Consider the following 19,936-nt stretch of genomic DNA (forward strand, 5'->3'; position numbering starts at 1 on the left):
TTTTTCTAGAAAAATTGGTAAATCAAGCAACGCAAACGTTTTCCTTATGCAATTCACATGATATGATCCGCCGCCTTACAATATTATTTTGATCTTGGTTCTGGTGGACATCCAATACAGGAGCATCTGATTTATGACGGCAAGCCCTGATCCCCAAAAAGCTATTTCCACAACAACGGTTACCTTTACAGCAAAAACGCCACATCATGCCAAAATTGCTATTGTCATGGGGTCAAAGAGTGACTGGGCAACAATGCAACATGCAGCCGATGTTTTAACCTCCCTTGATATTCCTTTCCATGTAGAAATTGTTTCGGCACACCGAACACCCGATAAACTTTTCCATTTTGCCGAACAGGCGAAAGCAAACGGTTTCGATGTAATTATTGCGGGTGCAGGTGGCGCAGCTCATCTGCCGGGAATGCTGGCAGCTAAGACCTTGGTTCCTGTATTGGGTGTCCCTGTGCAGAGTGCTGCCCTGAGTGGTGTTGATAGTCTCTATTCCATCGTTCAAATGCCAAAAGGCATACCAGTTGGTACGCTAGCTATCGGCAAAGCGGGGGCAGCAAATGCAGCATTGTTGGCGGCTCAAGTATTAGCATTACATGATAATGCCCTGTTCCAACGTCTGTCAGATTGGCGTCAGAAACAAACTCTGGATGTTTTGGAGAATCCAGATCCACGGGAGGATGCATGAAGCCCGTTTGTGTATTGGGAAATGGTCAGTTAGGCAGAATGCTACGTCAAGCCGGTGAACCATTGGGAATAGCAGTCTATCCGATTGGGCTGAATGCTGAACCAGAATCTGTTCCCTATCAGAGCAGTATCATCACCGCTGAAATTGAACGTTGGCCTGAGACAGACTTAACCCGTGAACTCGCTCATCACAATGCTTTTATTAACCGTGATATTTTTCCGCAACTGGCTGATCGCCTGCCACAAAAGCAACTCCTGGATAATCTTGGGTTAGCGACAGCTCCGTGGAAGTTATTAGCTGATACCAGCCAATGGCCGCAGTTGTTTAACGAGTTAGGTGATTTTATTATCGTTAAACGCCGTACAGGAGGTTATGATGGCCGGGGTCAATGGCGTATCCGACCGGGTGATGAAGCTGCCTTGCCGCCCGAAATTTACGGTGAATGTATTGTGGAGCAAGGTATTCCATTTTCAGGGGAAGTTTCACTGGTTGGTGCCCGTAACGCTCAGGGTAAATCGGTATTTTACCCACTGACCCATAATCTACATCAGGAAGGTATCTTACGTACAAGTGTTGCCTTGCCAAATACACATCATCAATTACAACAACAAGCAGAAAAAATGCTGTCCATCATCATGGATCACCTGAATTATATTGGTGTCATGGCAATGGAGTGCTTTATTGTTGGTCATGATTTGCTGATTAATGAACTGGCACCACGGGTACACAATAGCGGTCACTGGACACAAAATGGCGCTTCCATCAGTCAGTTTGAGCTTCACCTGCGAGCGATTCTGGATTTACCTATGCCTCAACCGGAAATATTGGCTCCTTCAGTGATGGTCAATCTGATCGGTACAGAAATAAACCCTGAATGGCTCAGCTTACCGCTCGTCCGTTTACATTGGTATGATAAGGAAGTTCGCTCAGTGCGTAAGGTAGGGCATCTGAATCTGGTTCATTCTGACAGGGATATATTAAGAACTGCATTACAAACATTAAGCTCGTTATTGCCTGAAGAGTACCAAACTGGCCTGAAATGGGCACAAGATAAATTAAACTGAAAAACCGTAGGAAGTGATAATTTTAAATTAATTACCACTTCTTATATCAACTGCAACAAACTATTTCTTCAATAATGTTCTGGATAGTGTATCTACAATCGTTCTCGTGGTTTGGTCGATTTCATAATTGAGGAAATCCCCTACTTTGATCTTATTGAGATTGGTTAATCTTAAGGTTTCAGGGATCAGATTTAAGGCGATGGTATTATTCTCTTCATCAATGCCATTGATAGTTAAACTACAACCATGAAGCCCGATGAAACCCTTCAAGAAAAAATATTTAATATTGTCTTGAGGGATCCGAATAACCAACCGATAAGTTTCACCTGTTGCAGTAAATTCGACTACTTCAGCAATCCCTTCCACATGTCCATAAAGATTATGCCCCCCATTTTCTTTATACATCTGGTGTGATCGTTCAATGTTGACTCGATCCCCAATGGAAAGAAACTTTAATGTTGTGGTATCAGCAGTAAAATCGGAAATATCAAAAGTGGTTTCATTTTCGCTAAATTGAGTGACAGTCAGACAAGTGCCATCAATAGCAACGCTGGCTCCAATAGCTATATCATCAAAAAAATGATTATCATTACTCATTACTATTGTGCTGAATCCCTCTTTTTTATTGAGTGATAATACACTTTCTGTACCTTGTACAATTCCTGTATACATAATATTTATCTCAGCACTGATATTAATTGAAAAATGAATCTGATTTATATTAAACGGTGGATTCGACTAATAATTAAGTGCAATTTCTCAGAAAAGCGATCAGTCGCTATAGTAGGTATCTTTCTCACCAAAGTAAACATGGTGAAACATTCCCCTCAAAGTTATCCTATTTTTCAATTAATTGAATATAAAGAAAAAAGCTATTACACCACTCATCACAATCAAATGCTGGTTTTAACTCTGGCATTTTGCTAATTATGACATTAAGTTAAAGGATAAAGAGGAATTCGCCTAATCCCCCATAAAATAGCGAGGAGAAATTAAGTGCCATTTCTAAGGAAGCAGGGAATAAACAATACATTCAGGTCAGTGGCAGCAACAAGTACCGGTTTATCTGTCATCTCCTTATGTTTTCTTTTTTCGTCATCTGTGCAAGCCAGTGATTTTGTCAATTTTCAATCAATCGATACCAGCCTTTATTTCCAACTCGAAAATAAAGTTGCCCCTGATAAAACCTTCTCTCCTATCGTCGAAGCCTTCGGTGATTACAAAATCGGAGATATGTATGTCTACAGTATTTGGCAAAATTCACTGCAAAATGATTATAAAGGCGATAAAAGCACCTATTACTATAAATTTGTGCCCAGGCTCAGTGCCAGCAAAATTACAGGATATGATTTTTCCTATGGCCCATTGAAAGATGTGCTGTTTGCTCAGTGGATTGCCAAAACCAAAAACGTAAAATATGACTATTTCCCCGGTATCAGCCTTGATTGGCAGGTAGATGGGTTCAGTTGGTTACGTACCATTTTTTATTTTGAAAACAATGCCAAAGGAAGCTGGAACGATCAACGCATCCACATCGACTATGGTATTCCTTTCAGTAATCGGCTAGGAGATTTCCGCATTGTAGGAACGTTCGACTACACATTGGGGCGGCGCGATAATCCAGAGATGTTTGATTTCAAACCAGAGTTACATTATGACCTGGGGAAAAAGTTGGGGTATCAACCCGGTCATTTGTGGACAGGTATTGTCGTCAATCCGGTTAAAAATAAATACAAGATAAAAGATACGCCTTACTTTCGCACAAACCAATTTAGCTATGGAATGTTTATTCGATACAGCTTTTTTTAATAAGCACTTAGAATAGTGCCGTTTTTAATGGTTTATTCCTTAATGGGGTCACAATGTCCATTCAACACGACAAATTCGGGCGTACTTATCAGTGGATTTTGCTGATACTTCTAGGCATGGTCTATTTTCTGTCCACAGCAACCACCTTTACGTCATTGGGTGTTGTCCTGCCCAGCATGATAAACGAGCTGGACTGGAGTTGGACTGATGCCGGTTTAGGTTTCACTCTGCTTGGCCTGACGTGTGGGCTATCCAGTTTCCTGCCAACGATGTGCATTCGCAAAATTGGTGTTCGCTTCACGCTATTTATTGGCCTGCTGATTTTTTTGTCTGGTTTCTACAGCCTTTATCACACGCATACTATTTCGTCGTATTTTATCGGAACGGCTTTAATTGGGGTCGGGTTTACCTTTCTGGCAACTGTGCCCGGCACCTACGTTATTTCACGATTATATGAAAAACAGTCCCTTGCTTTCGGTTTCTATTTTACGATTGGAGGATTAGGAGGCGTGATTGGCCCGTGGATCTATTTTCTGGCAACTCGTGTCTGGGGAACGTGGCGAATGCACTGGATGATCTCTGCCGTCGTTCTGGCTGTTTTTGTTATTCTGACCATTCTTATTCTTCAGGAAGGAGAGAGGGAAATGGCCCATGCTAAAGCAGTCGATCAAAAGCACAACAGCGAAAATCCCCCCAGTATCTATCGTACCAAGCAGTTCTGGACAGCCCGACAAGCACTGCGCACCTGGCAATTTTATGTCATTGCCGCAACTTATACGGCGTTTCTGTGGTGTGGTATTACGGTGAATAGCTTTGCCGTCGCCCACATTATCGAAAATGGTTTCAGTGAAGCAATTGCCGCAGGGTTACTGAGTTCTATGGCTTTCATCAATGCCTTTTCAAGGTTGGCCAGTGGTGCCATGGGAGAATGGCTTGATCCGAAAAAACTGCTGATTGGCAGTCTGGCTGTCATTATTCTTGGCTTGATCGCCTTGAGTATCGCCTCTTCATGGCTGTTCCTGATTACCTTCACGTTGTTTGTCGGTATGGGTTATGGTATGACTTTCCTCGCTTCCAGTGTTCTGCTCGCCAATTATTTTGGCCGTAAGCCTTATCTGGAACTATTCTCGATCATGAATCTGATTTCTACTCTGGCGTGTCTGGCTCCTTTCTTTGCCGGTGCCATAAAAGATTATTCCGGTAGTTTTACATGGGCTTTTCTCATCATTGCTATCCCTGTATTTGTCGTGTTAGTTGTAACACTGATGATGACCCCCCCTAGCCAAAAAATGAGAGACGATTTAATCGAAAATGAGAAACCCACTGACGAAATTCGCTAAATAATGATTACTATACCCTGAAACAGCACACAAATAAGGAAATAGTGATGTCAAAGAAAGAATTCGGTGTATTTCTGCCTATCGCCAAAGGTGGATGGATTATTTCCCAAAACACGCCGCCATTGGATGCATCTTATAAACAAAACCGTGAAGCGGCTATTCTTGCCGATCAAATCGGCCTTGATTTCATTATGTCCATGGGCAAATGGCGCGGTTTTGGTGGCGACACTGATCATTGGGGCAGTTCACTCGAATCTGTCACCATGATGGCTGGCATTGCTGAAGTCACTCATCGCGCCAAGTTGATCGCTACGGTTCATGCTGGTCTGCACAATCCGGCGGTGACGGCCAAAATGATCGCTACTTTAGATCATATTAGTCAAGGGCGCGCCGGTCTGAATATTGTCTCTGGCTCATTCCGCGATGAATTTGAGCAGATGGGGGAATGGGACAGTAAACTGGATCACGATCAACGTTATGCGATGACAGAGGAATGGACACTGTTGATAAAACGGCTTTGGCGCGAAAAACAAGTTGATTATCAAGGAACGTATTTCAATCTGAAACAGTGTGTCTCTGAACCCAAACCTCTTTCACGCCCTCGTCCTTATTTAGTTTGCGCCGGACAATCCGAACGCGGTCTGCGTTTCAGTGTACGCCATACCGATGTCTGTTTCATTGGCGGTAAAGATGAAGCAGAGACCCGCAGGATCAGTTTAACCGCCAAACGCATTGCCTCAGAATACAACACCACAACCAAAACATTCTGCATGTGTACCATCATTTGTGCTGAAAGTGATGCTTATGCCGAAACCCTTGCTCAATTCTATCGTCAGGGTTTGGATGTAGAGGCGGTCAGAAATATGATGCACAGTTTTGGTGTTGATGTGGATGGAAAAAGTAATGCGATGGTAGAAAGATCTCAAAATGCTTTCATGACTCATACCGCTATCGGAACAGCAGATACTTGCTGTAAGCAACTGTCGGATTTACTGCGTACTTGTGAATTGGATGGGGTAATGTTGATATTTCCTGATTATATTGAGGGATTAAAAATATTCGGCGATCAAATCCTGCCGAAATTAAAGGCTGAATTTGGCTGATATCACCTTGAAAAAAAACGATTATAAACATGGGAAGCCTTGATTCCAGAGCTTCCCATGCACAACTAAGGCACTATTTATTCTGACAAACGTTATTCTGGTAAACGTCGATATTGCCCTTGTTTGCGCAATAGCCGGACACCCAGCCAACCACCACACAATGACAGCAACAGGCTGCTGATAATCGGTAACAAAAGCCACATCAGCCACTGCGGTTGCCACGGAAAATCAAAAACTTTCGTCTGCAACAACCAAAGTGCAATTTCGGCACCAAATGCCGCAGCCAAACCTGCCATAAAACCAAGCAAGGCAAATTCGCCCCACAATGTACGACGCAACAATTTCTTACTGGCTCCCAATGTTCGATAAACTACCAGTTCAAGCAGTCGTTGGTTCATACCAACCTGAATCTGTGCCAGTAAAAGTAATCCACCACAGGCCATCACCAACACAACCATCATTTCCAACGCCCGACTGACTTGCTGCAAGATCCCTTGTATCTGCTTAATCATGGAGCCAATATCCAGCATACTGATTGTTGGAAAATGACGATTCAGTTCCGTTAACAATCTTCCATTCCCCTCATAATGGAAGCTGGTCAACCATGTTTGCGGTTGGTGTTCCAGTGTTTCTTTGGCAAAAATAAAGAAAAAGTTCGGATGCAGGCTTTCCCAATCCACTTTGCGAATGCTGCTGACTGTCACCGCAAAAGTTCGGGTGTCCCCGGTGAAAGTCAATTTATCTCCAACCTGAATCTGTAACTGCTCTGCAACCCCTTGTTCCATGGAAACTTCTTTGGGTTTCGGCGGCCAACTTCCTTCTATAAGGGTATTAAACGGCGGCAATTCTTTTTTCCATGTTAAATTAAGTTCACGGCGTACTGTTGTACTTTTAGGATGCTTTTCATCAGCCCATTCAATTGCCGGCTGTCCATTAATTTCTGTTAATCGTGCCAACACCACAGGATAGTATTCCGTTGGCTTCACTTTATAGTTTGCCAATAAATCATTTACCTGAGCAATTTGCGGCTGAGTCATGTTAATCAGAAAATAATTCGGGCTATCTGGTGGTAACTGCTGCTGCCATCGCCCCAGTAAATCCCCTCTCACCATCACAAGCAGTGCCAATAACATGAAGGAAAGTGAAAATGATGCTAATTGTGTCATCGTCTGGAATGGGCGGCACAACAATCGGCTGACCGCCAGACGCAGGCTCAACTGGCGAAATGTGATCCGACGCAGCAGCCACAACCCACTCCAGCCCAATATGCCTAATAACAATGCAACAATCGGTATACCTGCCAGCAACGACCATAACAGTGGCTCAGTTCCTGCCAACAATACTAATCCACCAGTAATCAGCAGTGCGACCGCAGACAGATAATAACGTAATGGCCAGATAGACGCGGTGACATCGCTGCGTAATACTCTTGATGGCTGAGTTGCCATTAGTTGGCGATAGGGCCGAATGCCTACCAGCAAAGCAATACCAAACAGCGCTCCAAGCGCCCACACCCACGGCCACCGCCCTGCTTCCGGTAACATCTTAGGTAACATGGCGGCCAGTACCCGTATCAATAGCGATTCAAAAACCAACCCCAGCATAGAGCCGACAACCGTAGCTGCAAGCAATATTACCAACCACTGCCCAATGATCCACTGACGCAACACCCAACGCCCTGCCCCTAGTGTTTTCAGGATCGCAACCAGATTATGTCGGCTACGGCAATAGTGAGTCATGGAAACAGCGACCGCCGCCACGGCCAGCAATAATGTCAGTAATGCCGACAACAACAAGAATTGCTGTGCTCGTTCGATGGATTGTGCCAACGCGCCATTATCCTGTTTTAGTGTCAACCAACGCTGATCCGCTTTTAATTGTGGATCGATCAGTTGCTGGAATGATTGAACCGCCTCTGGCGAACCAGCAAACATATAACGGTAAGTCAAACGGCTTCCCGGCTGAATTGCGCCTGTCGCTCTGGCATCATCAATATTGATTAAAATACGGGGAGAAAGTTGGAATGGATTAAAACCACTATCCGGTTCTTGCAACAGTTCGCCACTGATTTTCAATGTAGTATCACCAACTTCCAGGCTATCCCCAACTTTAATATTCAATAGTGCCAGCAAACGGGGAGCGACAAGTACAGAACCTTTCTCTGGCTTTAAACCCTTTGGATGAGTTTCCAATTCACCATACAACGGGTAATGCTCATCGGTTGCTTTAACCTGAGCCAGTTGCGGGATATCCCCTGCATAAGTCATGGTTGAAAATGAGATTTGACGGCTTAATGTCAATCCTTTTTCCTGAGCCAGCATTAGCCAAGAGCCATCAACAGGATACGATGCACGTAATACCAGATCGCCTGCCAGAAAATCGCGGCTCTGATAATGGACACTCTGATCAATACGATCACCAATACGCCCCAACGCCAATACACATGCTACCGCTAATGTCAGAGACAACCAGACAATCAATAGCGATGGTGTACGCCATTCACGCCAAAACCAGCGCCAGATCATGCTTCCTCCCGTAATTTTCCATCTACCAGACGTAAACGGCGCTGGCAACGTGCAGCAAGCTGGTTATCATGTGTCACCAGAATCAGTGTCGTAGCATAATCGTGGTTGAGCGAAAAAAGCAGATCGGCGATACGTTCACCGGTTTGACGGTCGAGATTACCTGTCGGTTCATCCGCAAACAGGATTTTTGGACGAGTACTGAATGCTCTGGCCAATGCAACCCGTTGCTGTTCTCCACCCGAAAGTTGGGCCGGCATATGTTTTAACCGTTTTCCCAATCCTAACTGTTCGAGTAATTCGATAGCCTGCTGGCGACTATAGCTTTCGGATTCTCCCCGCAAAAGTGCCGGAAGCTGAACGTTCTCTAACGCATTCAGAGTAGGGATCAACATAAACGATTGGAAAACAAAACCCACATTTTCTGCCCGTAATTGTGCCCGCTGTTCTTCGTCCATGCGGCTGATATTCTGTCCTAGTAAATGCACTTCCCCTGAACTGCCATCATCCAAACCGGCAATAATGCCTAGCAAGGTGGATTTCCCTGAGCCTGACTCACCAATTAATGCAATTGTCTGTGCCGGCTCGACAAGTAGCTCAACACCTTGCAATATATTAATTACCTGTTCCCTTTGGCCAACATGTTTAATGAGATTATGAACTTCAAGAATACTTTCTACAGCCATGTACTTTTCCTTTTCTTGTTAGTGCTATGCAGTGCCAGAGCGGTGGCGGCTGATACTCTACTTATATTGGGAGATAGTCTCAGTGCTGGCTATCGCCTGCCCATTGAGCAGTCATGGCCCACCCTAATGGCAAAAAAATGGCAGCAATCCGGTAATAAAATAACCATCATTAATGGCAGTATCAGCGGTAATACCGTAGCACAGGGGCTTGAACGTCTGCCTGAGTTACTGAAACAACACAATCCTAAATGGGTTCTGATCGAACTCGGAGCGAACGATGGGTTACGTGGTTTTCCGGTCCAGCAAATAGAACAAGATCTGCAAAAGATCATTACGTTGGTAAAGCAAGCCAACGCTAAGCCATTATTGATGCAAATCTATGTTTCGCCGAATTATGGAAAACGCTACACCGAATCTTTTGCCAAAATTTACCCTTCTTTATCAAAACACAATCAAATCCCTTTATTACCATTTTTTATGGAGCACATTGCTATCAAGCCAGAATGGATGCAAGATGATGGCCTGCATCCCAATCAAATCGCACAACCTTTTATTGCTGATTGGATGTCCAACAGACTGTCAGCATATATCACCCATAAGTAAAAATATTCATTAATTAATAGTAAATCATTTATTTCAGTAAGCTGATGTAATTTAACAGGTAAAGTGATGCAAAAAGCAGTTCTTATTACTGGCTGTTCCCGCGGTATCGGATTAACCGCCGCCAAAGCCCTTGATCAACACGGTTATCGTGTCCTGGCTGCTTGTCGCAAGCCTGCGGATTTGGCACATAACTGAGATTGAAAAAGACATAGGTCATCCCTATCTATTGTTTATATACCCATTCATATATTTGCAAAGTGAAAGGGGATAATCGCCTGATAATGAACTTAAAGAGAGAATCCCATGGAATCAACAATGAATACTAACAGCAACACTGCTCAGATTGTTCACATCAATGAATCTAATATTGCTCCAACTGTTCAGCAGTCCTTAAATCAGCTTGTGGTATTCTATTTCTGGTCACCACAAGATCTCCATTGTCACGAATTAGAAGCGACCCTTGATAAGCTCGCACATGAATATGTGGGACAATTTATTCTGGCTAAGGTCAATTGTGATCAATTAGGTCACATCTCTGCACAATTTGGTGTACGTACCGTACCAACAGTGCTTTTTGTTCGTGAAGCCCGCCCTGTTCATGGTTTTGAAGGGTTACAAACTGACGAAAACATCAGAAAAATGTTTGCCCAACTTTTGCAGCAACATGAAAAATCACCGTTGGAACAAGCAAGTGAATTGCTTGCTGAAGGCAAAAATCTGGAAGCCTTACCTTTGCTGAAAGAAGCATATCAGGCCGATCCGCAGGATATTGAACTGGGTTTATTCCTGGCTGAAGTCCATATTTCACTCAATCAGTTAGAAGACGCCCAAAAGATATTGGAGACTATTCCATTGGAAAATCAGGATCAGCGTTATCATGATTTGCTGATGTCCATTGAATCACATAAACAAGCTGCTGATTCACCTGAAATTCAAAAACTTCTGCAAGAAATGGCAACACAGCCAGAAAATGCAGAACTTGCGATTCAACTGGCATCTAAATTACATGAAGTCGGACGTAATAAAGAAGCCCTTGAACTGCTGTTAGGTTTCCTGAAAAAAGATCTCTCTGCTGGCAATGGCGAAGTGAAAAAAACGTTAATGGATATTATCTCTGCACTTGGAGCCGGAGATGCACTGGCATCTAAATATCGCCGCCAAGTATACTCCTTACTCTATTAATCAGAGATTTTTTGTATTCCATGATTAACTAATAGAGGAATTATTATGGATTTACTCTCTCTTGGGGCTGTCCCCATTCTGATCATTATTGCGGTTGTCATCGTCTTTACTTGTGTGAAAACCATTCCACAAGGATATCAGTGGACAGTAGAACGTTTCGGCCGCTATACCCGCACATTGACACCGGGACTACATATCCTGATACCATTTATTGATCGTATTGGTCGTAGAATCAATATGATGGAGCAAGTATTGGATATCCCATCACAAGAAGTTATTTCCCGCGATAACGCCAATGTCACCATTGATGCCGTCTGCTTTATTCAAGTTGTTGATCCAGTACGTGCTGCCTATGAAGTCAGCAACCTTGAACTGTCGATTATTAACCTGACCATGACTAACTTCCGTACTGTTCTGGGTTCAATGGAACTGGATGAAATGTTGTCTCAACGCGATTTAATCAACAGCCGTTTGCTGACCATCGTTGATGAAGCCACTAACCCTTGGGGGGTGAAAATCACCCGTATTGAGATCCGCGATGTACGTCCACCTAAGGAATTGATCTCTGCGATGAATGCTCAGATGAAAGCTGAACGTACCAAACGTGCAGATATTCTTGAAGCAGAAGGTATTCGTCAGGCCGCCATTTTGAAAGCTGAAGGTGAAAAACAGTCTCAGATCCTGAAAGCTGAAGGTGAACGTCAATCAGCGTTCCTGCAAGCGGAAGCCCGTGAACGTGCCGCAGAAGCCGAAGCACGAGCAACCAAAATGGTCTCTGACGCTATTGCCGACGGTAATATGCAAGCGATTAACTACTTCGTCGCTCAGAAATATACCGATGCCCTGACCAGTATTGGCGCAGCAGATAATAGCAAAGTGATCATGATGCCGTTGGATGCCAGCAATCTGATGGGCGCTGTAGGCGGCATTGCTGAGTTGATCAATGAAAGCAAGAAGAACAACCAGGATAAATAACGGCTCAGTATAAACGACTATTTCAGGATAATGACTATGATTGAACAGGTTGCCACTCAACCAGTCTGGTTTTGGCTCTGTTTTAGTGGGTTACTATTAATTGCAGAGCTGCTGGGAACAGGGGGATATTTGCTGTGGACGGGTATCGCTGCCGTGATTATCGCCCTGATCACATGGATTTTTCCTGAAATGAGCTGGGAGCTGCAAGGCACTCTGTTTGCTGCCTTGACACTACTCTCTGCCATTGCGTGGCGTAGCTGGCTGCGTTACCATCCGCGCAATAGCGATAAGATGCTCAATCAGAAAAACCAGCAGTTAATTGGGTTACACGCCCGCTTAATCGCAGACACCGAAAATGGTTATGGGCGTATCAAACTGGCTGATGGCAGTTGGCGCATTCATTGTGACAGCGAACTGACTGCCAATACCGAAGTTGAAATCATTGCCGTTGACGGGATCACACTAAAGGTTAAGCCTGTATCTCATCCATCATGATTGGCGCAACAACCAGATAGTTGTTCAATGATGGGGCAATCTGCCCCATCATCTCCTGGGCATTCGGCAGCCAACGCTAATAGCTTTTCCCTTATCTGCTGTAATTTCATAATTTTTTCTTCTATCTCAGTGACTTTTTGTAGTGTGGCTGTTTTCACATCTATACTGTGACGATTGGGATTGCGGGATAAACGCAATAACTCCCGGCACTCTTCAATCGTGAATCCTATTTCTCTTGCCTGACGTAAGAGTATCAATTCATCAACATGTTTCTGTTGGTAAAAACGATAGCCATTATCTCCCCGCTCCGGCGCAGTAATCAGATCTTTCTCTTCATAAAACCGAATAGCTTTACTGGTTAAGCCAGTCTTACGGGCAATTTCACTGATATTCATATTTTCCCCTTGACCTTCCCCTTGCAGGAAGGTTTAGCCTAAAAGGATAACGATAAGTATATCACTCTGTTTCAGGAGATTTTGTTATGTCCACAACAACCATTCTCACACTTCAAGGCTTGACCTGTATGCACTGTGTCGGCAGTGTCAAAAAGGCACTGGAGAATCTGTCAGATGTTGAACAAGCAGAAGTTACCCTTGAATACGCTAAAGTGATCGGTAGTGTAACTCCCGATTCATTGATTGCCGCCATTACTGATGCGGGTTATGAAGCCACTCTGGCAACTCATCCCGATGTTGAATTACGGCTTTCAGGTTTAAACTGTATGAAGTGTGCAGGTAAAACCCAAAAAGCGTTGGAATCAGTGGCTGGTGTAGTTGCGGCTGAAGTTGATACTCAAACAGCCAAAATTTACGGCAAAGCTGAAAACCATGCTTTGATTAATGCCGTAAAGCTAGCGGGTTATCATGCTGAATTAGCAGGGGAAACCTATTCCCCAAAAAATAAGCCGCTGACAACATCTGCCTCAGAGTCTGCTTCACAAGCACCGGAGTTTTTGGCAGCGGCAATAGATCCTACTCCGGATACACGAACCACTTCAAATGATCATGATAGCATCCAGCTTCTATTGGATGGTATGAGCTGTGCTAGTTGTGTCAATAAAGTACAAAAAGCCCTGCAATCTGTTGCAGGGGTTGAAAACGCCAGAGTTAACCTTGCAGAGAGAAGTGCACTGGTTACGGGGACAGCATCTCCCCATGCTCTGGTCGATGCTGTCATCAAGGCTGGCTATGGTGCAGAAGTTATTCTGGATGAAACCGAGCGCCGGGAACGTCAGCAGCAAATTGCTCAGGCCAATATGCGCCGTTTCCGTTGGCAATCGGCCCTCGCTCTGGCTGTCGGGGTTCCGGTCATGATTTGGGGCATGATTGGTGACAATATGATGCTCACTCCAGATAACCATACAATTTGGTTAAGCATCGGGCTGGCTACTCTTGCCGTAATGATATTTGCTGGCGGACATTTTTATCGTAATGCGTGGCAAAGCCTGAAAAATGGCAGTGCCACAATGGACACATTAGTTGCACTGGGAACGGGTGCCGCATGGCTCTACTCGATAAGTGTTAATTTATGGCCGGATATTTTCCCGCCTCAGGCGCGCCACATTTATTATGAAGCCAGCGCTATGATTATTGGCTTAATTAACCTCGGACACGCCTTAGAGCAACGCGCACGCCAACGTTCCTCAAAAGCACTTGAGCGATTGTTGGATTTAACACCTCCCACAGCTCAGGTCATCATAGAAGGCAGTGAGAAAACGTTGCCATTGGCTGATGTTAAACCTGATATGACATTGCGGCTGGTAACAGGGGATCGGGTTCCCGTGGATGGTGAAATCATCCACGGCACAGTCTGGTTAGATGAAGCGATGCTGACAGGTGAAGCGCTCCCTCAACAAAAATCAATTGGCGATACAGTTCACGCGGGAACTGTGGTGCAAGATGGAACCGTACTCTTTAAAGCCTCAGCAGTAGGTAGCCAAACCACTTTGGCAAGAATTATCAAGCTGGTACGTCAGGCACAAAGTAGTAAACCTGAAATCGGCCAATTGGCGGATAAAATATCTTCTATATTTGTGCCTGTTGTTGTTGCTATCGCACTCATTGCGGGGGCAATCTGGTTTTTCATCGGCCCGGCACCCCAAATCATGTACTCACTGGTTATCATCACCACAGTGTTGATTATTGCCTGTCCTTGTGCACTCGGCTTGGCAACACCAATGTCCATCATTTCTGGGGTCGGAAGAGCGGCGGAATTAGGTGTACTGGTACGTGATGCTGATGCCCTACAACAAGCCAGCCAGCTCGATACCCTTGTTTTCGATAAAACGGGAACGTTGACTGAAGGGATGCCACAGGTCACTGAAATTCAAACTTTCAATGGATTCACCAAAGAACAAGTATTGCTGTGGGCTGGTGCGTTGGAAAGCGGTTCAAACCATCCTTTGGCAAGAGCCATTCTGCTGAAAGTTGAAAGTGAACAAATTGAAGATCAACAATTACCTGAAGTAACACAATTCCGTACTTTAGCCGGAACGGGTATACGCGGGAATGTTGGTAATACAACACTGTTGTTAGGAAATCTGAACCTACTTGAACAAAATCAGATTGATACAACAGAATTTAAATCACAGGTTGCCAAACAAGCAGAAAAAGGTGCTACCCCCGTTATACTGGCAATCGACGGAGAAGTGGCCGCTCTGTTTTCAATACGTGACCCACTACGTCAGGATACCGTCTCCGCCTTGCAACGCTTACATCTTCAGGGTTATCGCTTAGTCATGCTGACAGGTGATCATCCTGTAACAGCCAATGCTATAGCCAAAGAGGCTGGTATTGATCAAGTCATAGCAGGAGTGCTACCTGATGGTAAAGCCGCCGCCATTCAGGATCTCCAGTCTGAAGGTAAGAAAGTTGCCATGATTGGTGACGGCATCAATGATGCACCTGCATTGGCACAAGCAGATGTGGGAATTGCCATGGGAAGTGGTAGTGATATCGCCATTGAAACCGCGTCAATTACCCTGATGCAACATAGCCTGCATGGTGTTGCAGACGCGGTTGAACTGTCCAAGGGAACATTGCGTAATATGAAACAAAATTTATTTGGCGCCTTTATCTATAATACGCTAGGTATCCCGGTTGCAGCAGGTATTCTCTACCCCTTAACCGGAACATTATTGAATCCAGTCATTGCCGGAGCCGCCATGGCTCTCTCTTCAATCACCGTGGTCAGTAATGCCAACCGATTACTTTACTTTAAAACCAAACGCTGATATTCCACATTAATCATGCAGACATCGAAAAGCTAAACAACACCGGGTTTAGCTTTTCATTTATCACTTTCTTGTTAACCTTTAACACGTTAGCATACCCATTCACGCCAATTACCGGAGTATGTAGTATGGGAAAACTAATGACATATCTCAGTAATGTATTAGGACTGAATTCCCAACGATATTACCCCTATCCTGCTTTTGACGTCATTCTGCCCAAAAATAGACAATTACATATTGTTGGCAGCATCCATATGGGTACAGAAAATATGTATCCACTTTCCGAAGTACTGTTGGAACAACTGGAACAGTGTGATTCTTTGATTGTTGAAGCAGATATTACCCAATCTGGTTCACCATTTGGAAAAATATTTCCTGAACAGGTTGTACTGTCACAACGTTTATCAACTGAACATTTTGCTGCCTTACAGCAGTACTGCCACGAAATCCAACATCCGGTAGAGTCACTAGATCTATTACCTTCATGGCAAGTTGCTCTGATCCTACAGGCCGCTCAGGCTCAATATTTAGGATTACGTCCCCAATACGGCATTGATTTTCAGCTACTGAGCAGTGCAAGGGCCATTGATAAAAATATTATCGAGCTGGAAGGAACCGATACTCAGGTTAATTTACTCACCAAACTACCGAATGGTGGCATCTCTCTGTTAGAAGATACTCTGGTTCACTGGCATACTAACGCCCGTACCTTACAAATGATGATTAGCTGGTGGATGAATTATAAACCAAACCAAGCAAGTGGGGCATTACCACAGACTTTCTGTGAAGTTACTTACCAGACCTTGATGACTGAACGTAACCGCCAATGGAGTGAACGATTACATGACTTACCGGCAGGAAAATATTTAGTGGCTGTCGGAGCATTACATCTCCAGGGTGAAAACAATTTACTGAAGCTGTTACAATAGTAGCTATTATAAGAATAAGAATAAGAATAAGAATAAAGACTATGACTAATAGTTACTATTTATACAGATAATGTTACAGGAAATACGACATGACGCCTGCTGTTACTCTACTGGAAAAACACAAAATTAATTTCAAACTTTATCCTTATGAACATGATGTTAATGAACATAATTTTGGTGATGAAGCGGTTAAAAAACTTGGGTTAGATGCTAAGCAGGTTTTTAAAACCCTCTTAGTTTCATTGAATGGTGATCCTAAAAATCTGGCTGTTGCTGTCACTCCGGTCACGGGACAACTGGATTTAAAAAAAATCGCCAAAGTATTTAAAGCGAAAAAAGCGGATATGGCAGATCCACAGTTGGCACAAAAAGTGACAGGTTACCTGGTAGGTGGCATCAGCCCATTAGGACAAAAAAAACGTCTTCCTACTGTTATTGACAGTCAGGCCCAAAACCTCCCGACTCTGTTTATCTCTGGTGGTAAACGTGGCCTGGATATTGAACTGGCACCGACTGATTTATGCCAACTACTTAATTGTCCATTTGCTGATATTGCCAAAATTTGAAAACTAATTGTAATTTCCGTTAAATTTTTCGAGCTGGCTCTGTTTTCTTGAAAACAGGGCCTTGTTCAATTATCTAATGCCGATATACTTCCCATATAGCAAAAACAATATCATTTACTATTTCAAGTAACTTAATATATTTAAATAAAAGGAGATAAAAATGGTCACTTCGTCATTTTTCAGGCAGATTGTTATCACCTATCCCAAGGCAATTAAGATGTTGCGAAGGGCAAATAGAAGGCCATCTAAAAATAATTTTGAAAAAATAGACATTGAAACTGAACAAAAAGAGGCAATAGAGATATTAAAACAAAAACTCTCACTTTAGGAGAAGTATTAATAGTATTAGGCAGAGACAGAACAGAAAAGTATTTTCTTTCATTCTCCTGCCCCTTGAATCGAGACGTAGAATCTTTTTTACATAAAAATTCAATTAGATTTGAACAGGCTGATGTAACCAGAACATACTTAATTTTAAATGAAAAAGGGTCAATTCTTGCCTATTTTTCATTGACTTTTAAGGAGCTGAGAGCATATTCATTTTCTATTTCAAAAACAAAAATAAGGAAACTTAATGGCATCAGTAAAAACTCTAATACGATAAAAGTTTACTTAATCGGCCAAATAGCAAAGAACTTTTTATTCAATCAAAATCCAATAAAATTCGAAGATATTTTTCTTTATGTAAGGAACATTATTAACACAGCAAAAATTCTAATTGGAGGAAGAGTTATTGCCTTGGAATGTGAAAACAATCCTAAACTTATAGCATTATACTTAAAATATGGATTTGAAAAACTATCGGAAAAAGAAGGAGGAAACAATTCACTAATAACCATAATATTCAATAATTAGATAACTATTTATTTTCACCCATCCCCATTTTAGATTATTTATCACCGTTCCGACGACTAAGTAAAAGACCATCTGAAAATAGATGGTCTTTTTTTTCTAATAATTAACCTTCACCCATTATCATTTGCGCGCAATTTCGCCGTTCGGTTCATAGTCCGCCACTTTCAGCGGAGAGTGTTTTTCAATATACCCTTTCAACACTTCTGCATCGACAAAACCGGTATTAACATATCCTGGTAAATCATCGATTCGCGGATAACCGTCACCACCGATAGCATTGAAGTTCAATGTTGCCATCCGGTAAGTTTTATTCAGATCCAGGGGTTCTCCACCAATTTTGACATCACTGATATTTTTGCCATCTTTCACAAAACTGACATTATAGAATTGACCATAAGCACCAGAATCAGCTTCCATATTCGCAGCGGCAGTCAAATAAGGCAGAACCTCACTTCCTTTGAAATCTACATAAACCAATTGATTAGCAAATGGGTGAACCTTTAATACATCTTTATAAGTGATATCCCCTGCCTCAATGGAATCGCGGATCCCTCCTCCACTCATCACAGCAAAATCAGCGTTTGCCCGTTCCATCTGTGCTGCCAGTACAAGATGAGCCATATTAGTCTGTATAAAACGAACTTTGCTGCGATCGCCCTCTAATTTACCGTCAACAGATCCAATTTTGACTCCTAATTTCTGATCTCCTTTATCCTGATAAGGTGTCAACAATTTCAGCATTTCAGAGTCTTGAGGAATTTGATGAGTGTAGTAAACACGCTCAGTGCTTCCGTCATCTTTTTTGACCCTTTTGTTTAAATTGATAGGAATTAATTGATAATGAACTAGCTTAAATTCACCATTACGAAACTGGAAATCAGCACGACCAACATATTTTCCCCATTCATGAGCCTGAACAATCCATGTCCCATTTTGACGATCCGGAGAACAAGGCGTCCCAGGGACATAATTCACCTGTTTATAGTTTTTATTTTCCGCAGACATACAAACCGGATCCTGTGAATGTCCACCCACAATCATATTTAAATAACCAGCAGGTAAGCTACGTGCCATTTCCACATCACCCGGCGCATTCGTGCCATGTTGACCATCATCGTAATGCCCCATGTGGGTTGCTGCAATAATGACATCCGGCTTTTCAGTTTTCTTCAATTCATCAATGACTTTTTTCGCTTCTTCGGCAGGTATACGGAATTCCACATCAGGGAAATTAGCCGGATTACCTATTTTAGCTGTATCATCAGTAGTTAAACCAATAACCGCAATCTTCACACCTTGCTTTTCGAATATCACATATGGCTTAAATAAGCGCTTGCCGGTGCTGGTTTGATAAATATTCGCTGACAAGAATGGGAAAGTCGCCCATTTTTGCTGTTGATAGAGTACATTCAAAGGCTTATCGAATTCATGGTTTCCCAATGCCATCGCGTCATAACCTACCAGATTCATTCCTTTAAAATCCGGCTCGGCATCCTGCATATCCGATTCAGGCACACCAGTGTTAATATCCCCGCCAGATAACAACAATACACTACCGCCTTTTTTAGCAACTTCCTGACGGATAGAATCCACTACGGTTTTCTGAGCTGCCAGACCATACTCTCCATGATCATTCTGCCAAAAGTGACCATGGTGATCATTGGTATGCAGGATCGTAATATCATACGTTTTATCCTTTTCCCAAGCGGATGCGATCATCGGTGACAATGACAGAGAAACAACCAGGGCACATACTGACGCTTTAAATGAGAATTTCATCGGGTATCTCCATGTTCCTTAAATAAATCTGTTATTAGTTTTCAAGAATGTTGAAACCTACCCCATTTAAGGCACGTTACTTTTTTATAACAAGGAACC

The 19,936-nt window shown here is 43.1% G+C and carries 19 protein-coding genes and 1 pseudogene; 15 read left to right on the forward strand and 5 right to left on the reverse strand.

The window, feature by feature from the left end; translation table 11 throughout:
- Positions 1–133 precede the first annotated feature (133 nt).
- Positions 134–697, forward strand: coding sequence for a 5-(carboxyamino)imidazole ribonucleotide mutase (purE, locus tag AAC147_RS07650; RefSeq protein WP_081988976.1), 564 nt, complete (start codon positions 134–136; stop codon positions 695–697).
- Complete coding sequence (gene purK, locus AAC147_RS07655) at positions 694–1,761, forward strand: 5-(carboxyamino)imidazole ribonucleotide synthase (protein WP_047679936.1); 1,068 nt, start codon at positions 694–696, stop codon at positions 1,759–1,761. The genes purE and purK overlap by 4 nt, the downstream gene beginning before the upstream one ends.
- A gap of 60 nt (positions 1,762–1,821) precedes the next feature.
- Here purK and AAC147_RS07660 read toward each other — a convergent pair whose 3' ends face one another.
- Positions 1,822–2,433, reverse strand: coding sequence for a riboflavin synthase (locus AAC147_RS07660; protein ID WP_047679938.1), 612 nt, complete (start codon positions 2,431–2,433; stop codon positions 1,822–1,824).
- Between the two features lie 324 nt (positions 2,434–2,757).
- Here AAC147_RS07660 and AAC147_RS07665 point away from each other — a divergent pair, with 324 nt between their 5' ends.
- Genes AAC147_RS07665 through AAC147_RS07675 form a run of 3 tightly spaced genes read left to right on the forward strand, consistent with a single transcriptional unit; the run spans position 2,758 to position 6,013 of the window.
- The gene (locus AAC147_RS07665) at positions 2,758–3,570 is read left to right on the forward strand and encodes an outer membrane protein OmpK (protein ID WP_047679940.1); all 813 of its coding nucleotides are present in this window, start codon (positions 2,758–2,760) and stop codon (positions 3,568–3,570) included.
- A gap of 53 nt (positions 3,571–3,623) precedes the next feature.
- Complete coding sequence (locus tag AAC147_RS07670) at positions 3,624–4,910, forward strand: MFS transporter (protein WP_047679942.1); 1,287 nt, start codon at positions 3,624–3,626, stop codon at positions 4,908–4,910.
- 47 nt (positions 4,911–4,957) lie between these two features.
- Complete coding sequence (locus AAC147_RS07675; RefSeq protein ID WP_081988978.1) at positions 4,958–6,013, forward strand: LLM class flavin-dependent oxidoreductase; 1,056 nt, start codon at positions 4,958–4,960, stop codon at positions 6,011–6,013.
- Positions 6,014–6,105: 92 nt separating this feature from the next.
- Here the strand turns inward: AAC147_RS07675 and ybbP are convergent, their stop codons facing one another.
- Both ybbP and ybbA read right to left on the reverse strand, forming a co-directional pair.
- Entirely contained in the window at positions 6,106–8,538 is a 2,433-nt protein-coding gene (gene ybbP / locus AAC147_RS07680) for a putative ABC transporter permease subunit YbbP (RefSeq protein ID WP_047679947.1), read from the reverse strand.
- A complete protein-coding gene (gene ybbA / locus AAC147_RS07685; protein ID WP_047679949.1) occupies positions 8,535–9,221 on the reverse strand; it encodes a putative ABC transporter ATP-binding protein YbbA in 687 nt (228 codons plus the stop codon). The genes ybbP and ybbA overlap by 4 nt, the downstream gene beginning before the upstream one ends.
- Here ybbA and tesA point away from each other — a divergent pair.
- The 5 genes and pseudogenes from tesA to AAC147_RS07710 all read left to right on the forward strand — a co-directional run bounded on the left by tesA (position 9,192) and on the right by AAC147_RS07710 (position 12,476).
- Positions 9,192–9,824, forward strand: coding sequence for a multifunctional acyl-CoA thioesterase I/protease I/lysophospholipase L1 (gene tesA / locus AAC147_RS07690; protein WP_197056361.1), 633 nt, complete (start codon positions 9,192–9,194; stop codon positions 9,822–9,824). The genes ybbA and tesA overlap by 30 nt on opposite strands.
- A 66-nt stretch (positions 9,825–9,890) precedes the next feature.
- A pseudogene (locus AAC147_RS07695) lies at positions 9,891–10,010 on the forward strand (SDR family NAD(P)-dependent oxidoreductase); the annotation flags it as partial.
- Positions 10,011–10,127: 117 nt separating this feature from the next.
- Positions 10,128–11,006: a co-chaperone YbbN gene (locus tag AAC147_RS07700; RefSeq protein WP_047679951.1), complete on the forward strand. Its 879-nt coding sequence runs from the start codon at positions 10,128–10,130 to the stop codon at positions 11,004–11,006.
- Positions 11,007–11,051: 45 nt separating this feature from the next.
- Positions 11,052–11,981 (forward strand): SPFH domain-containing protein, encoded by a 930-nt coding sequence (locus tag AAC147_RS07705; RefSeq protein WP_047679953.1) that lies wholly within the window; start codon positions 11,052–11,054, stop codon positions 11,979–11,981.
- Positions 11,982–12,017: 36 nt separating this feature from the next.
- On the forward strand, positions 12,018–12,476 hold the full coding sequence (locus AAC147_RS07710; protein WP_047679955.1) for an NfeD family protein: 459 nt from the start codon (positions 12,018–12,020) through the stop codon (positions 12,474–12,476).
- Here the strand turns inward: AAC147_RS07710 and cueR are convergent.
- A complete protein-coding gene (cueR, locus tag AAC147_RS07715) occupies positions 12,464–12,871 on the reverse strand; it encodes a Cu(I)-responsive transcriptional regulator (protein ID WP_047679957.1) in 408 nt (135 codons plus the stop codon). The genes AAC147_RS07710 and cueR overlap by 13 nt on opposite strands.
- A gap of 86 nt (positions 12,872–12,957) precedes the next feature.
- Between cueR and copA the strand changes: the two genes are divergently transcribed.
- The 5 genes from copA (at position 12,958) to AAC147_RS07740 (ending at position 18,058) form a co-directional block, all read left to right on the forward strand.
- Complete coding sequence (gene copA, locus AAC147_RS07720; RefSeq protein ID WP_047679959.1) at positions 12,958–15,708, forward strand: copper-exporting P-type ATPase CopA; 2,751 nt, start codon at positions 12,958–12,960, stop codon at positions 15,706–15,708.
- A 128-nt stretch (positions 15,709–15,836) separates the two neighbouring features.
- Positions 15,837–16,637, forward strand: a complete 801-nt coding sequence (locus AAC147_RS07725; protein ID WP_047679961.1) for a TraB/GumN family protein — start codon at positions 15,837–15,839, stop codon at positions 16,635–16,637.
- Positions 16,638–16,726: 89 nt separating this feature from the next.
- Positions 16,727–17,203: a Cys-tRNA(Pro)/Cys-tRNA(Cys) deacylase YbaK gene (ybaK, locus tag AAC147_RS07730; protein ID WP_047679963.1), complete on the forward strand. Its 477-nt coding sequence runs from the start codon at positions 16,727–16,729 to the stop codon at positions 17,201–17,203.
- A 160-nt stretch (positions 17,204–17,363) separates the two neighbouring features.
- Positions 17,364–17,531, forward strand: coding sequence for a hypothetical protein (locus AAC147_RS07735; protein WP_197056362.1), 168 nt, complete (start codon positions 17,364–17,366; stop codon positions 17,529–17,531).
- Between the two features lie 65 nt (positions 17,532–17,596).
- Positions 17,597–18,058, forward strand: a complete 462-nt coding sequence (locus AAC147_RS07740; protein ID WP_052189426.1) for a hypothetical protein — start codon at positions 17,597–17,599, stop codon at positions 18,056–18,058.
- 120 nt (positions 18,059–18,178) lie between these two features.
- On the opposite strand, the gene ushA is transcribed toward AAC147_RS07740, so the two are convergent.
- Complete coding sequence (gene ushA / locus AAC147_RS07745; protein WP_047679967.1) at positions 18,179–19,837, reverse strand: bifunctional UDP-sugar hydrolase/5'-nucleotidase UshA; 1,659 nt, start codon at positions 19,835–19,837, stop codon at positions 18,179–18,181.
- Between the last annotated feature and the right edge of the window lie 99 nt (positions 19,838–19,936).

The sequence above is a fragment of the Xenorhabdus sp. NBAII XenSa04 genome, assembly GCF_963866145.1.
GTDB classification, from domain to species: domain Bacteria; phylum Pseudomonadota; class Gammaproteobacteria; order Enterobacterales; family Enterobacteriaceae; genus Xenorhabdus; species Xenorhabdus indica.

What these genes read in the sequence shown, in the direction of transcription:
- cueR (WP_047679957.1), bottom strand. Translation starts at nt 12,871, where the DNA reads ATGAATATCAGTGAAATTGCCCGTAAGACTGGCTTAACCAGTAAAGCT.
- ushA (WP_047679967.1), bottom strand. Translation starts at nt 19,837, where the DNA reads ATGAAATTCTCATTTAAAGCGTCAGTATGTGCCCTGGTTGTTTCTCTG.
- purE (WP_081988976.1), top strand. Translation starts at nt 134, where the DNA reads ATGACGGCAAGCCCTGATCCCCAAAAAGCTATTTCCACAACAACGGTT.
- AAC147_RS07735 (WP_197056362.1), top strand. Translation starts at nt 17,364, where the DNA reads ATGGTCACTTCGTCATTTTTCAGGCAGATTGTTATCACCTATCCCAAG.
- ybaK (WP_047679963.1), top strand. Translation starts at nt 16,727, where the DNA reads ATGACGCCTGCTGTTACTCTACTGGAAAAACACAAAATTAATTTCAAA.
- AAC147_RS07710 (WP_047679955.1), top strand. Translation starts at nt 12,018, where the DNA reads ATGATTGAACAGGTTGCCACTCAACCAGTCTGGTTTTGGCTCTGTTTT.
- AAC147_RS07725 (WP_047679961.1), top strand. Translation starts at nt 15,837, where the DNA reads ATGGGAAAACTAATGACATATCTCAGTAATGTATTAGGACTGAATTCC.
- AAC147_RS07670 (WP_047679942.1), top strand. Translation starts at nt 3,624, where the DNA reads ATGTCCATTCAACACGACAAATTCGGGCGTACTTATCAGTGGATTTTG.
- ybbA (WP_047679949.1), bottom strand. Translation starts at nt 9,221, where the DNA reads ATGGCTGTAGAAAGTATTCTTGAAGTTCATAATCTCATTAAACATGTT.
- purK (WP_047679936.1), top strand. Translation starts at nt 694, where the DNA reads ATGAAGCCCGTTTGTGTATTGGGAAATGGTCAGTTAGGCAGAATGCTA.
- copA (WP_047679959.1), top strand. Translation starts at nt 12,958, where the DNA reads ATGTCCACAACAACCATTCTCACACTTCAAGGCTTGACCTGTATGCAC.
- AAC147_RS07700 (WP_047679951.1), top strand. Translation starts at nt 10,128, where the DNA reads ATGGAATCAACAATGAATACTAACAGCAACACTGCTCAGATTGTTCAC.
- AAC147_RS07660 (WP_047679938.1), bottom strand. Translation starts at nt 2,433, where the DNA reads ATGTATACAGGAATTGTACAAGGTACAGAAAGTGTATTATCACTCAAT.
- AAC147_RS07705 (WP_047679953.1), top strand. Translation starts at nt 11,052, where the DNA reads ATGGATTTACTCTCTCTTGGGGCTGTCCCCATTCTGATCATTATTGCG.
- ybbP (WP_047679947.1), bottom strand. Translation starts at nt 8,538, where the DNA reads ATGATCTGGCGCTGGTTTTGGCGTGAATGGCGTACACCATCGCTATTG.
- tesA (WP_197056361.1), top strand. Translation starts at nt 9,192, where the DNA reads ATGAACTTCAAGAATACTTTCTACAGCCATGTACTTTTCCTTTTCTTG.
- AAC147_RS07675 (WP_081988978.1), top strand. Translation starts at nt 4,958, where the DNA reads ATGTCAAAGAAAGAATTCGGTGTATTTCTGCCTATCGCCAAAGGTGGA.